The 13309-nt window shown below is 51.1% G+C and carries 11 protein-coding genes, 1 tRNA gene and 1 riboswitch; of the genes, 4 read left to right on the forward strand and 8 right to left on the reverse strand.

The genetic code is table 11. The features are described 5' to 3' along the window. Positions 1 to 232 precede the first annotated feature (232 nt). Positions 233 to 727, forward strand: a complete 495-nt coding sequence (locus ACTHUG_RS07725) for a type IV pilin protein (RefSeq protein WP_440385540.1) — start codon at positions 233 to 235, stop codon at positions 725 to 727. Between the two features lie 64 nt (positions 728 to 791). On the opposite strand, the gene ACTHUG_RS07730 is transcribed toward ACTHUG_RS07725, so the two are convergent. The 7 genes from ACTHUG_RS07730 to metK all read right to left on the reverse strand — a co-directional run bounded on the left by ACTHUG_RS07730 (position 792) and on the right by metK (position 7898). Further along, complete coding sequence (locus ACTHUG_RS07730; RefSeq protein WP_070838655.1) at positions 792 to 1616, reverse strand: undecaprenyl-diphosphate phosphatase; 825 nt, start codon at positions 1614 to 1616, stop codon at positions 792 to 794. Between the two features lie 44 nt (positions 1617 to 1660). Then, a complete protein-coding gene (locus ACTHUG_RS07735; protein WP_440385541.1) occupies positions 1661 to 2302 on the reverse strand; it encodes a thiol:disulfide interchange protein DsbA/DsbL in 642 nt (213 codons plus the stop codon). 11 nt (positions 2303 to 2313) lie between these two features. After that, positions 2314 to 3384, reverse strand: coding sequence for an SPOR domain-containing protein (locus ACTHUG_RS07740; RefSeq protein WP_440385542.1), 1071 nt, complete (start codon positions 3382 to 3384; stop codon positions 2314 to 2316). 154 nt (positions 3385 to 3538) lie between these two features. Beyond that, entirely contained in the window at positions 3539 to 5035 is a 1497-nt protein-coding gene (locus ACTHUG_RS07745; protein WP_440385543.1) for a YifB family Mg chelatase-like AAA ATPase, read from the reverse strand. Between the two features lie 13 nt (positions 5036 to 5048). Continuing rightward, entirely contained in the window at positions 5049 to 5369 is a 321-nt protein-coding gene (locus tag ACTHUG_RS07750; protein ID WP_049349661.1) for an accessory factor UbiK family protein, read from the reverse strand. Between the two features lie 124 nt (positions 5370 to 5493). Further along, entirely contained in the window at positions 5494 to 6558 is a 1065-nt protein-coding gene (locus tag ACTHUG_RS07755) for a DUF1176 domain-containing protein (RefSeq protein WP_440385544.1), read from the reverse strand. Between the two features lie 170 nt (positions 6559 to 6728). Next, complete coding sequence (gene metK / locus ACTHUG_RS07760) at positions 6729 to 7898, reverse strand: methionine adenosyltransferase (RefSeq protein WP_440385545.1); 1170 nt, start codon at positions 7896 to 7898, stop codon at positions 6729 to 6731. Between the two features lie 173 nt (positions 7899 to 8071). Further along, a riboswitch (SAM-I-IV-variant riboswitch) is annotated at positions 8072 to 8182 on the reverse strand. 108 nt (positions 8183 to 8290) lie between these two features. Here metK and ACTHUG_RS07765 point away from each other — a divergent pair. Beyond that, the gene (locus ACTHUG_RS07765; protein ID WP_440385546.1) at positions 8291 to 9172 is read left to right on the forward strand and encodes a lysophospholipid acyltransferase family protein; all 882 of its coding nucleotides are present in this window, start codon (positions 8291 to 8293) and stop codon (positions 9170 to 9172) included. 48 nt (positions 9173 to 9220) lie between these two features. Here ACTHUG_RS07765 and ACTHUG_RS07770 read toward each other — a convergent pair. After that, positions 9221 to 9297, reverse strand: a tRNA-Pro gene (locus ACTHUG_RS07770). Positions 9298 to 9497: 200 nt separating this feature from the next. Here ACTHUG_RS07770 and recC point away from each other — a divergent pair. Continuing rightward, on the forward strand, positions 9498 to 12797 hold the full coding sequence (gene recC, locus ACTHUG_RS07775; protein ID WP_440385547.1) for an exodeoxyribonuclease V subunit gamma: 3300 nt from the start codon (positions 9498 to 9500) through the stop codon (positions 12795 to 12797). A gap of 3 nt (positions 12798 to 12800) precedes the next feature. Next, a complete protein-coding gene (locus ACTHUG_RS07780; protein WP_440385548.1) occupies positions 12801 to 13307 on the forward strand; it encodes a thioredoxin family protein in 507 nt (168 codons plus the stop codon). Positions 13308 to 13309 lie beyond the last annotated feature (2 nt).

Genomic DNA, 13309 nt, shown 5'->3' on the forward strand with positions numbered 1-13309 from the left:
CGACGGTTTCTTCTGCCGCGCCTAAGGCTGCGCAGCCTGCCGTGAAAAAATAAGCCGGATTCTGCCTATATGCCGCCCTGCGGCCGAACCGTTTGCCGGTTGGGCCCCGGGGCGGCTTTGTTTGGGGCGGGGGGAATAGAAGCTTGGACCAGTGGGAACTTCTGTCGGGTGAAGGGATAAACGGATAGGACGCCTATTGGATAGGGATATAAAAGATAAAGGGAATAAGGATATGTATTTAAAGGCATTTGACGGAAAACGGAATGGGACAACTGTGCAGAGGGGGTATTCTTTGGTACAGCTGTTGGTGGTGATGTTGCTGGTTTCGATCTTGGCGGCGGTGGCCTTTACGGCCTATCGGGAATCGGTCCGCTCGGCCAACCTGCGTGCGGCGCATGCCGCGCTGCTGGAAAATGCGCGCTTTATGGAGCAGTTCTATGCGAAAAAGGGCAGCTTTAAGCTGACGTCGACGAAGTGGCCGGAATTGCCGGTGAAGGAGGCGGGCGGTTTCTGTATCAGGATGAGCGGCCAGGCTAGGGGTATCCTGGAGGGTAAGTTTACCTTGAAGGCAGTGGCGCTGGATAGGGAGGCGGAGCCGAGGGTGCTGCGCTTGAACGAGTCGTTGACGGCGGTGGTGTGCGGGAAGATGAAGGGGAAGGGTAGTTGTGCGGACGGCGAGGAGATATTTAGGGGTAATGATGCGGAGTGTAAGCCTTTTATGGGGTGACAATAGGGTGGAATGGATAAAGGAGAAGAAAAAGGACGTGCGCGGGCACGTCCTGGGAGAGGGGTTATTCGCTCCAGCTGACTAAGCCTAGCATCCAAGTAAGTAGAATCAGACCACCGAATACGATGCGGTAGTAGGCAAAGGGAACATAGTTTTTACTGGAAACAAATTTCAGCAAAGCTTTTACTGCTAATAAACCGGCGATAAATGCTGCGATAAAACCGATGGCAATTTGTCCGACATCTTGCAAGGTAAAGAGTTTGTAGTTTTTTAAGATGTCGTAACCTGTAGCTGCAATCATCATTGGTACGGCAAGGAAGAATGAAAATTCGGTAGCCGTTTTACGTTCCAGTCCCCACAGCATACCGCCCATGATGGTACTGCCTGAACGTGATGTCCCAGGGATAAGGGCACAAATTTGGGCGCATCCTACAACAAATGCGTCAATTGGGCGCATATCATCGACATGGTTGACTTTAGGTTTGGCTGTTGTTTGGCGTTTTTCAACCCATAAAATGAAGAAGCCGCCCAATACCAGCATGGTAGCAACGGTAATCGGGTTGAAAAGATGCAATTTAATTTGTTTACTGAATAAGAGGCCAACAATCGCAGCGGGGATGAACGCGATAAATAAATTCAGCACAAAGCGATTGGCTGTTCGCTCTTTGCCTAGTCCTTTTATGATATGGGTAAATCGTTGGCGATATTCGAATACAACGGCTAATACGGCTCCGAGCTGGATGGCGATTTCGAATACTTTTCCGTTACTTCGGAAATTCATTAAGTCGCCGAATACAATCAAGTGACCGGTACTTGAAATGGGGAGGAACTCGGTTAAACCTTCGATGATACCGAGAATAAGTGCTTTAAATAAAATCAGAATGTCCATAAGTTTTCAGACGGCCTTGAGGCCGTCTTTCTTTTATTGAATAGTTAAAGTGGTTTTGAGGATTGTTCGCGGCGGACTTTAATGATGAGCTCGTCTATGGTTTTCATACCGGCTTTCCAGTCGCTACCGTTGAAATTGACTTTGTATTTACCACCGACAATGATAGTTGGTGTGTTTTCAATTCGATAAGTTTCCGTCAATTGCTGCATTTTTGCAGCAGCCGATGCGGCAGCAGGGTTGTTGTAGGCTTGAAGCAGTTTTTTACTGTCAAAACTTGTCTGTTTACCGACCCATGTGCGGAATACATTTGCATCAGCCAAGTTAATCTTCTGTTCGTAAACAGCTTTGAAGATAACTGGATTGGCCTGATATTTTAAACCTGAAAGATTGACGGCAGCGGTTACCTTGGCCAAACCCAACATTTCAGGCATCCAAACGACGTGCTCTGTCCGTAAGGAAACATCTTTGGCGAAGGTTTTGCTGTGTTGCAACAAAACCGGATCGAGATGGTAACAATGGACACAGAAGTAGCCGAAAAATTCTAGCACTTCAATTTTTCCGGCTTGCTGCTGCGGGATAGGGCGATTAAGAACGGTATAGTCCACGCCTTCGGTAGCAGCCTGCGCACTTAGACTGAGCAGGCTCAGGCTGAGTGCGGCAATAGTTTGTTTCATACGCTGCTTCATCAGTGATTCCATTATTTGGTAGAACGAATCAAGCTGTTGATATTATGGCCTTGCAGGTTTTTTTGCAGTTTCACAGCGGCTTCCTGCGGCATGGTGTTACTTTGAACTCGATAAATGGTTTTGTCGCCGTTTTGCGATTCAACCACTTTGGAAGAAACACCTAAAATAGCCAGTTTTGCACGTTGTGAGTCTGCGCTGGAGCGGTCTGCATATGAACCAAGTTGCAGGAAGGCTTTTTTACCGCTGTTGGCAGCTGCTTCAGCTTTTTCTGCAGACTGTTTACTTGCAGCGTTGCTGCTTTCTTTTGTTGCAGAGGCATTTGCTGCTTTACGTGCTTTTTCGATGCTGCCGCTGTTGAGGATTTGCTCAGGTGTCGGCTTGTTTTGTTTTTTGGCTTCGGCTGCTTTTTTCTCAGCCAATTTGCGCTCGGCACGCTCTTTTTGTTTGTCGGTCAGTTGGTCGGCCGCTTTTTTGTCTTTTGCAGTTTTATCAGCAGCTTCTTTTTCAGCTTTGGCTTTTTCTGCGCGTTTTTTTTCTAATTCGGCTTTTTTCTCGGCCAGTTTTTTCTTAGCGGCTTCTTTTTCTGCTTCCGCTTTTGCGGCTTTTTCTTTGGCTTCACGTTCGGCTTTGTCGGCGGCAGTTTTGTCTGCTCTTTCTTTGGCTTCGCGTTCGGCTTTATCGGCAGCGGCTTTTTCAGCTTTTTCTTTAGCTTCGCGTTCGACTTTTTCTGCTTCGGCTTTATCCGCTTTTTCTTTGGCCTCGCGATCGGCTTTTTCCTGAGCCTCTTTTTCTGCTTGTGCCGCTTTCTCTTCAGCTTCTTTTTCAGCCGCTTCTTTTTCAGCTTTGGCTTTTTCTTCATCTGCTTGGCTGGACGAATTGTCGGTAGCAGGGCGTTTCTCTGCTTTGTCTTGAGGCTTCAGGATTTCAGGTTCTTCGCTTTGTTTAGGCTGAGTCAGCTCTTTGAAAACGTTTTGGTTGCCTTGGTTCAAGAAGAACAAAATACCGGCAATAATACCTGTTGCCAGTATCAGGCCGAAAAAGAAACCGGCCAAGCCTTTGCCATATTGTGTAGATTTTTTCATGACTTACCTTGTAATAATGGGTTCAGACGGCCTGAAGGGAGACTGTCTGAGTTTGAATTCGATATTTTATCAATAACCGTTATGGACGGCAAAATCCTGATGCTTTGTTTACTCTAGTTTTACTTAAATATAAAGATTCAGGCCGTCTGAAAAGTTAGAGGGCGCGACGGAAGCCGATGGCTTTCATCACATGGGTTTTACTGACTTCTTCGTCTCCTGCCAAATCGGCCAGCGTACGGGCGACGCGCATGATGCGGTGGAAGCTTCGAGCGGAAAGGGACAGTTTTTCGAGCATGGTTCCCAAGGCTTCTTGCGCTTCTTTTTGGATACGGGCTTTGCCATCGAGCTCGCTGACACTCAATTCGGCATTAACTTTGCCTTGTCGGCCGTATTGGATTTTGCGCGCGGCGGTAACGCGTTTTAATACGGCGGCACTGGATTCGCCGACTTCTTGTTGCATCAGCTCGGCGGCGGAAAGGCTGGGTACTTCGATGGTTAAATCAATGCGGTCGAGTAATGGCCCTGAAATTTTGCTGCGGTAACGGGCGATGCTTTCAGGCGTGCAGCGGCAAGGTTTGGACGGATGACCGAGATAGCCGCAAGGGCAGGGGTTCATAGCGGCGACGAGCTGGAACTTGGCCGGATAAACGGCTTGGCGTGCAGCGCGGGAAATATGGATTTCGCCGTTTTCCAAAGGTTCGCGCAATACTTCCAATACTTTACGGTCAAACTCGGGCAATTCGTCTAAAAACAACACACCGTGATGCGCCAATGAAATTTCACCCGGACGCGGGTCGGAACCGCCGCCGACCATGGCGGCCGAGCTGGCGCTGTGGTGGGGACTGCGGAAAGGACGGTTGCTGTCGAGTTGCTGTTGATGGTTGGGCAGGAGCGAACGCAATGCCCAGACTTCGACCAATTCGTCTTCGGTCAAAGGCGGAAGGATACTTGGCAAGCGTTGCGAAAGCATGGATTTGCCTGTACCTGGAGGGCCCATCATCAGCAGGCTGTGTCCGCCTGCCGCGGCGATTTCCAAGGCGAGGCGGGCGGTATGTTGGCCTTTGACATCAGCTAAGTCGGGTATTTTACTTTGTTCAGACAGCCTTTGTGGCAGTTTGCATTCGGTTTGTGTCAACGGTTCGATGTCGTTTAAATGGGCGGCCACTTCGCCCAAAGAACGTGCGCCATAAACCGCAATGCCACGCATGACGGCAGCCTGCTCAGCATTTTCCTGCGGCAAGACGAAAGAACGTCCCGCCTGCATGCCCTGCCATGCCATGGCCAGCGCGCCGCGTACGGGACGCAGCAGCCCGGACAGCGCCAATTCTCCGGCAAACTCATATTGCGCGAGCTTTTCAGGATTAATTTGTCCCGATGCGGCAAGAATGCCCAAGGCAATCGGTAAATCGAAACGGCCGGATTCTTTGGGGAGGTCGGCCGGTGCGAGGTTGACGGTAATTTTCTTGGCGGGGAAGTCGAAGCCGCTTTGGATGATGGCGGCACGCACGCGGTCGCGGCTTTCTTTGACTTCAGTATCGGGCAAACCGACGATATTGAAATGTGGCAAGCCGTTGGCAAGGTGGGCTTCCACTTCGACCAACGGCGCGTTCATACCGCTTAAGGCGCGGCTGTAAACCAAAGCAAGCGACATGTTTCAGACGGCCTTATTCGGCGGCTTCGGTTTGTTGTACGATTTCGGCAACCGCTTCTTCGGCAGCTTCTTCGGCCGCTTTCAAAGCGGCTTCTTCAGGCTCTTGGGCGGCTTCGAGTTTGGCCAAACGGGCTTCCAATTCGGCCAGCTTGGTACGGGTTTTAATCAAAACCTGTTGTTGGATGTCGAATTCTTCTCGGGTTACCAAATCCATGCGGTTGAACGCGCTGCCGAGCATGGCTTTAACGTTTTTTTCCATGTCTTTGGCAGGGCTGTTGGCGATGGTTTCGCTGATTTTGGAGCTGACTTCTTCAAAAAGTTGTTTGCCGAACATAATCCGTATCCTTTATTCAGAATGTATATAGAAATTCAAGTGGCTATTGTATAAGGAAAAAGGCCGTCTGAAAACGGGAATTTTGAGACGGCCTTTGCTTCCTATCGTAAATATTCCGTGTCTTTTAACGCTCAACACGGGCTTCAAAAACAGGCATCAGCCATGCGCCGCCCGTGAAGCCTTTGCATGAACCGGTGGTGTGTTCCTCACTGCGGACAAACGTTTTACCGTCCCATACCGCGGCATTGCCCGACCAGCAGTCGCCGATCCCTCGGCCTTTGAAGCTGCCGCTGAGGGTGGCTGTTTTCTCATCGAATCCGCCGTGTCCGCCGTATGTCATTGGTGGCAGCACTTGTTCGATTTTGGTTAATTTTTTGTCGGCAATGACATAGTAGCCGCTGGTTTGATAGGCTCCGCCGATACAGACAGCCTCCACTAAAACTTGTTGTTTGTTGAGCGGATAAATATTTAGGCTGCGGTTCCAATCCATGTGCTCTTTATCATGCAGGGCCGGGCAGTAATTATCGTCGTTTTCAGAAACGCGGTTGCTGTCTCGCAGCAGTTTCATGACGGCATTGTGGCGCGGCGTGTTTTGCTTCAGCGTATCGCCTGCATTTTTCGGTACGGCAACGGCACGGATAACGGGTTTGGGTTGCGGATTGAGGACTGCCTGACTACTGTTGCCTTTGCGTATCAGCGCGGAAGGTGTGTTCAGACGGCCTTGGAATTCGTCCGCTTTCAACATTGCCGCCGCCGCGCCTTTGTCGGACAAATGCCATTCATATTTTCCAGAGCGGATGCTGATTTGGCTTTTTTTTTTCAATGCTTCGAGCAAGGCGTTGGTTTGCGCGCTGCTCAATTTGCCTTGGCCTTTTTTATTCAACGCCAATTTGCCCAGTGATTTACCGTTCAATACCAATTCGTTGCGGGCCGCCACACGGGCGAGTTGCCTATCATCGTCGTTAAACGGCAGCAGGGAAACTTCGCCGGCAACGGCGGCATTCGCCCCCGCTTTTCGGGTAAACAGGATGGAAACCGGCGTTTCTGTTTCATCCGCCTGATATCCGGCAAGACGGCAGGTACCGGTATTGTCGCAAGCGATGTCCCAGTCTTGGTAATTTTGATAAAAGCCTTGAGGCGGAGCAGCCAGTGCGGTGGCAGGTAAAACAGCCAGCAGCCATTTTTTCATGATGCCTTCTTTCAAATTTATTTATGTAGATTCACAAAGGCGGCATATCAATCCAAAATTTGTTACGCTGTTTTGTGAAAATACGATGTGTCGTTCGTAAAAAGGTTTTGAATATTGAGATGTAAAAAAAGGCCGTCTGAAATGCCCTTTCAGACGACCTCTATGCTTTTTTATACGCCTGCGGCTGCTTTCAATGCGGCTGCTTTGTCGGTACGCTCCCAAGTAAACTCAGGCTCTTCGCGGCCGAAGTGGCCGTAGGCAGCAGATTTGCTGTAAATCGGGCGCAAGAGGTCGAGCATTTGGACGATGCCTTTGGGGCGTAGGTCGAAATGTTCGCGAACCAAGGCAATCAGTTTTTCTTCGCTGATTTTGCCGGTGCCAAAAGTATCGATGGAAATCGAAGTCGGTTCGGCAACGCCGATGGCGTAGGAAACTTGGATTTGGCATTGGGTTGCCAAACCGGCGGCTACGATGTTTTTCGCAACATAGCGGCAGGCGTAGGCGGCAGAACGGTCCACTTTGGACGGGTCTTTGCCGGAGAATGCGCCGCCGCCGTGCGGAGCTGCGCCGCCGTAGGTATCGACGATGATTTTACGGCCGGTCAAACCGCAGTCGCCTTGCGGGCCGCCGATGACGAAGCGGCCGGTCGGGTTGATCAGGTATTTGGTTTCGTCGGTCAGCATTTCAGACGGCAGAACCGGTTTGATGATGTGTTCGATCACGGCTTTGCTCAGTTCTTCATGGCTGATTTCAGGGTCGTGCTGGGTGGACAGGACGACGGTGTCGATGCGTTTTACTTTGCCGGTTTCGCTGTCGTAAACCACGGTCAGTTGCGCTTTGGCATCAGGGCGCAGCCACGGCAGGCGGCCGTCTTTGCGCAATTCGCTTTGGCGTTGCATCAGGCGGTGGCTGTAATAGATGGCAAACGGCATCAGGGTCGGGGTTTCGTCGCAGGCATAGCCGAACATCAAACCTTGGTCGCCTGCGCCTTGATTCAAGTCGATGCCTTCGCCTTCGTTCACGCCTTGGGCGATGTCGGGGGATTGTTGGTCGTAGTACACGCCGACTGCGCAGCCGTTGGCATCAAAGCCCAGCTCGGAGGAGTTGTAGCCGATGCGTTTGATGGTTTCGCGTGCGACTTTGATGTAGTCCACTTGGGCGGTGGTAGTGATTTCGCCTGCCAATACGCACAAGCCTGTGTTGACCAGGGTTTCCGCGGCAACACGCGCTTTGGGATCTTGCGCCAAGATGGCATCCAAAATCGCATCGGATACTTGGTCGGCAACTTTATCCGGATGGCCTTCGGATACCGATTCGGAAGTAAACAGATATTCGCTCATTGCTATTCTTTCATTAAAAACAGGCTGCTGTGTTTTCAGACGGCCTTTTATTTCGGACAGCGGAAATCATAACAAAAACTCCGCTTTTTCTCTATACAAGTGAGAAACATTCGCACTTGCCTGCTGTTTCGGAATCCTGTTGCGTGTTTCTTACAGGCAAAAAAATTCCCGCATTAAGCGGGTTTGGATTGCTCTGGCGAGCCACATCGGTTTTTCAACCGTCCACCTTACCTTTCCGTTTGAAAAGCAGGTTGGCATGGAATTCCCAACTCTTAATGCAGGGCGGATAGTAGCAGAAAAGCAGGTGTGCCGCAATATATTTGCCCGAAGTCTGTTTTGTTCAGACGGCCTGTTTCGTTTACAATCTGTCCACTTCATTTTGGTAAAACCTTATGCAAACGCTTGTTACCTTTGTTTTTAAATTTTTGGCCGCGCTGCCTTTGGCTTGGTTGCACAAATTAGGCAACCTGCTGGGTAGTTTGGGTTTCCGCGTGCTGTCGAAAGATCGCCGGCGTGTTTTCGAAAACATGAAACTTGCCGGATTGAACCCGACGGACGAGGCAGTGAAAAAAGTTTTCCGTGAAACGGCAAAAGGCGGCTTGGAATTGCCGGTGGCGTTTTTCAGACGGCCTGAAGAAATTGAAAACCTGTTTGTCAGCGTCAACGGTTGGGAACATGTTCAGACGGCCTTGATCGCGGGCGAAGGTTTACTGTTTATCACGCCGCACATCGGCAGCTATGATTTGGCCGGCCGCTACATCAGCCAGCAGCTGCCGTTTCCGCTGACGGCGATGTACAAACCGCCTAAAATCAAGGCTTTTGATGCGGTAATGCAAGCAGGACGCGTGCGCGGTAAGGGCAAGACTGCACCGACCAGCATTCAGGGCGTCAAACAAATCATCAAGGCCCTGCGCGGCGGTGAGGCGACCATTGTGTTGCCGGACCATGTGCCGTCTCCGGAAGAAGGCGGCGACGGCGTGTGGGTGGGCTTTTTCGGCAAACCTGCCTACACCATGACGTTGGCGGGCAAGCTGGCGCAAGTCAAAGGCGTGAAGGCTTTGTTTTTCTGCGGCGAGCGTCTGCCCGACGGGAAAGGCTTTGTCTTGCACATCGAGCCATTGCGCGGCGAGTTGAACGGCGATAAGGAGAACGATGCGCGCGTGATCAATGAAAATACCGAATATTGGATACGCCGTTTTCCGGAACAATATTTGTTTATGTACAACCGCTACAAACATCCCGAAGGCGCGCCTTTCCCGCCGCCGGAAGTATAGGCTTGCCGAATGTAAAAAACCTGCTTGGATTCAAGCAGGTTTTGTGTTTGGTCGGAATGAGAGGATTCGAACCTCCGACCCCTTCGTCCCGAACGAAGTGCGCTACCGGGCTGCGCTACATTCCGAATGTGGGGAATTATAGGATAGGAGAAGCCGGTTTGTACAGGGGGTCGATAAATAATTAATAATTGGCCGCCGATGGATTTGTTTTAGGCCGTCTGAAGCGATGTGTTTCAGACGGCCCGTGTTTTTGTTTGCTGCTTCTGCTGAAGCATTTGTCCTAATGGCATTATAATGTGGGCAATTGTTTTTTAGATTGTCTGCTATGTTTTATCTTTATCAGTCCGACCGTTTGGAAGCGCTTGCCGAAATGTGCGCGCATATTCATCAGGCCTTGCCTTTGGATGCGGTATTGGCGCAGGAAGAAGTGGTGGTGCAGAGCCAGGGGATGCGGCGGTATCTGAATGTGTTTTTTGCGCGCAAACTCGGCGTGGCGGCGAATTTGAAGTTCAGCCTGCCGGCCGGTTTGGCGTGGCAGCTGATGCGTAAATTGGTTCCCGATGTGCCGCCGCTCAGCCCGTTTTCGCCTGAAGTCATGCGTTGGCGTTTGCTGGATTTGTTCCGCAGCGAAGCGTTTCAGACGGCCCCGGAATACGAAAACGTGCGCTTGAAGCTGGAAAGTTATTTAAAAAGCTCGGCATCGGCGGATTATCAGCTTGCCGGACAAATGGCGGATATTTTCGACCAATATTTGGTGTACCGGCCGGATTGGATTGATGCGTGGCAGGCTGGGAAGCTGCTGGGTTTGGGCGATGATGAGGATTGGCAGGCGCGGCTGTGGCGTTATTTGGACGATGGCAGCCAATCGGCGCCGCACCGCGTGGCCTTGTGGGAAAAGCTGTTGGCGCAGTTGGATAAATCGGTCTTGCCGCAAAGGTTGTTTGTATTCGGCATTTCGACAATGGCGCCGATGTATCTGCAACTGCTGCACCAAATTTCCAAGCATTGCGATGTGTTTGTGTTTGCGCTCAACCCGAGCAGCCAATATTGGGGCGAGGTCATCGACGAGGCACAAATTTTGAAAAGGGGCGATGAGGCGGATTTGTCGCAGGCAGGGCATCCGCTGTTGGCTTCTTTGGGCAAGCAGGGACGCGATTTCTTTGATTTTCTGTCGGAAGTGGAAACTGAGCAGGATATTCAGGTTTATGAAGAGGGAAAAGACGATACCTTGTTGCATTGCCTGCAAAACGATATCCAAAATTTAATCATGCCGTCTGAACGCTTATACCAACAGGAAGAAAGCGAGGCAGGCGCGCAGCAGGCTTGGGTTCAAGTCCACGATGCGGATGGCAATCCGGTGTGTGTCGAGCCGGACAAGCTGTTGAACGATGGCTCGGTCAAAATCGTCGCGGCCCACAGTCCTTTGCGCGAACTGCAGATTTTGAAAGAAGAGCTGTCGCTGGTGTTGCAAAATAATCCCGACTGGCAGCCGCACGATATTGCCGTTTTGACGCCGAACATCGAGCCCTACAGCCCGTTTATCGAAGCTGTTTTTGGACAGGAGCAGGCCGGCAGCCAGGCTTTGCCGTATTCGATTTCGGATGTAAAACTCAGCCGCCGCCAACCCTTGCTGTATGCTTTGGCGCAAACTTTGGATTTGCTGGAAAGCCGGTTTGAAGTGGACAAGGTTTTACCTTTGCTGGAAAGTCGGTTGGTGTTGCAACGCTTCGGGTTGAGCGAGGAAGATGTGCCGCTGCTGCATGAGGCTGTTGCCGGATTGAATGTGCATTGGGGTTTGGACCAAACCATGCGCGAGGGTAAAGACAACCTCTTTACTTGGCAGCAGGCGGTAGAGCGTTTGGCCTTGGGCTGGATGCTGCCCGAAGGCGGCCACGGCATGTGGCAGGGCGTGAGCGCGTGGCATAGCAACGTCAACCAGTTGGATGTGTTCAGCGGTTTTGCCGAATTTATCCGTACTTTGGCCTATATGGCGGCGCAATGGCAAGAGCCTGCCGATGTGGAAGGCTGGGTGCAGCGTTGCCGCGATTTGCTGGAGAAACTGTTTGCTCCGGATACGGACGACCAATACGCCAAGCAGCAGTTTGAGCAGTCTTTGGCGAAATGGCAGGAAGAGGCGCAGTTAGCCGAATTTGACGGATTGTTGCCGTGTAAAACCGTTATCCGCCATATCCGCCGCTTTTTGGACAGCGAAAGCCAAGCCGGATTTTTGAGCGGCGGCATTACTTTTTGCAGTATGGTGCCGATGCGCAGCCTGCCGTTTAAAATGGTTTGCCTGCTGGGTTTGAATGACGGCGATTTTCCGCGCAATACCAAAGCGGCGGTGTTCGACCTGATTGCCAAACATCCGAAAAAAGGCGACCGCGCCCGCCGCGACGACGACCGTTATCTCTTCCTCGAAGCCTTAATCAGCGCGCGCGAAATGCTGTATTTGTCTTATATCGGCCGCGATATACGCAATGATGCCGAGTTTGCACCGTCTTCGTTAATCAGCGAGCTGCTGGATACTATTGCCGCCATGACGGGGAGAAGCGGGCGCGAGTTGGCGGAGAAATGGGTGAAACATCATCCTTTGCAGGCGTTTTCACGCCGTTATTTCCAAAAGGACGCGCTTTCAGACGGCTTCTTCAGTACGCGCCAAGATTACGCCGATGCGCTGAACCAACCGCCAGTAGAAGCGCAGCCGTTTTTCCTTGAGGCTTTAAGTCAGGAAGAGCCGGGCAAAACCATTCAGCAGGGCGAGCTTATCAGTTTTTGGCGCAACCCTGTCAAAGTTTGGCTTAAGAGAAATTTAAGCTGGGATCAGCCGTATTTGGACGGCGCATGGGAATCTGCCGAACCGTTTGAGCCGCAACATGAAGGCCGGATTGCCGATGCCTATTTGGATGCGCGGCGCAAAGGGGAAGATTTTGAAGATACGGCCATTCGGCTGAATGCAGAAAGCCTGATGCCGGTAGGCGAATTAGGCGGCTTGTGGCAGAAGCAGTATCAGATATCTGCGAAAAACGTAGATGCCGAGTTGATACGCAGTGACAAAAGGCCGTCTGAACCTTATGAATTACACTTTGACGACTTGGTTTTACAAGGCACCATCGGCAATCTTTACGAATGCGGACGCATTGTGTTCCAAAAACAAAAAGACAATGCGCCCAACCGCATTGCCCGTTTATTGGAGCATTTGATTTTTTGTGCTGTCGCCCCTCAATCCGTTGCCAACCGACAAACCCATATTGTCAGCCTGGGGCAGACCGAAACCTATGCCGCCATCGGGCAAGAGGCGGCGAGGGCACTTTTGAAAGAATGGTTGGTATATTTCCGGATCGGACAAAATACCCCCTTGCCGTTTTTTGCCAAAACCAGCCTTGCCGCTGTGGAGGAGTACAACAAGAAAGAGGATTGGGATGCTGCCTTGAGGAAAGCCCATGATGTTTTTAACGGCAATAAAATGAGCAAAGGGCAGAAAGAATATACTGAAGTGAAGCTGGTGTTTGGCCATTCGGATGAATCGCCTCTTGATGAGCCGCTATTTGAAAACCTTGTCGTCAATCTGCTTGTTCCGCTTTTGAACAGCGCGGCAGGGAAAAACAATGCAACAGAACAGGAGTAAAGCATGGCTACTTATGAAGAATATTTGGATTTTGATACCGAAGAAGACAAATTGAAACAGCAGCAGCTCTATCAGGCGACCGAGCTGTCGGCGCAAACGGCAGCGGCGGTCAAAAAGATCAGACGTCCGCAAAACTGGCTGCTTGCCGCTGCGCCATATTGTCCCGATTGCCGCGTGTTTGTGCCGTTTATTCAAAAAATGGCGGAGTTGAACCCCAATATCCGCGTCAACTATATTGCCCGCAGTGATTTTGACGACAGCAGCCGTTTCGATAATCCGCGCCAACAGGAAATCGTCCGCACCAACCAAAAAATCCCTGCGCTGTTTTTAATCGGACATGAAGAGGCAGGGCCTGTGTTTAGCGAGTTTCCGCAAGTAGTGTTGAACCAAATTGCGGCAAATGAAACCCGTCGCACGGAATTGCGTGATGCATACCGTGCCGGCGAGTTTAATGCCGATATTGAGGCTCAGGTTGTAGCGGCGTTGGCATGGGCAGAGCAGCGTTGTTGAGC

The organism is Neisseria sp. P0022.S009 (genome assembly GCF_051956675.1).
GTDB lineage: Bacteria > Pseudomonadota > Gammaproteobacteria > Burkholderiales > Neisseriaceae > Neisseria.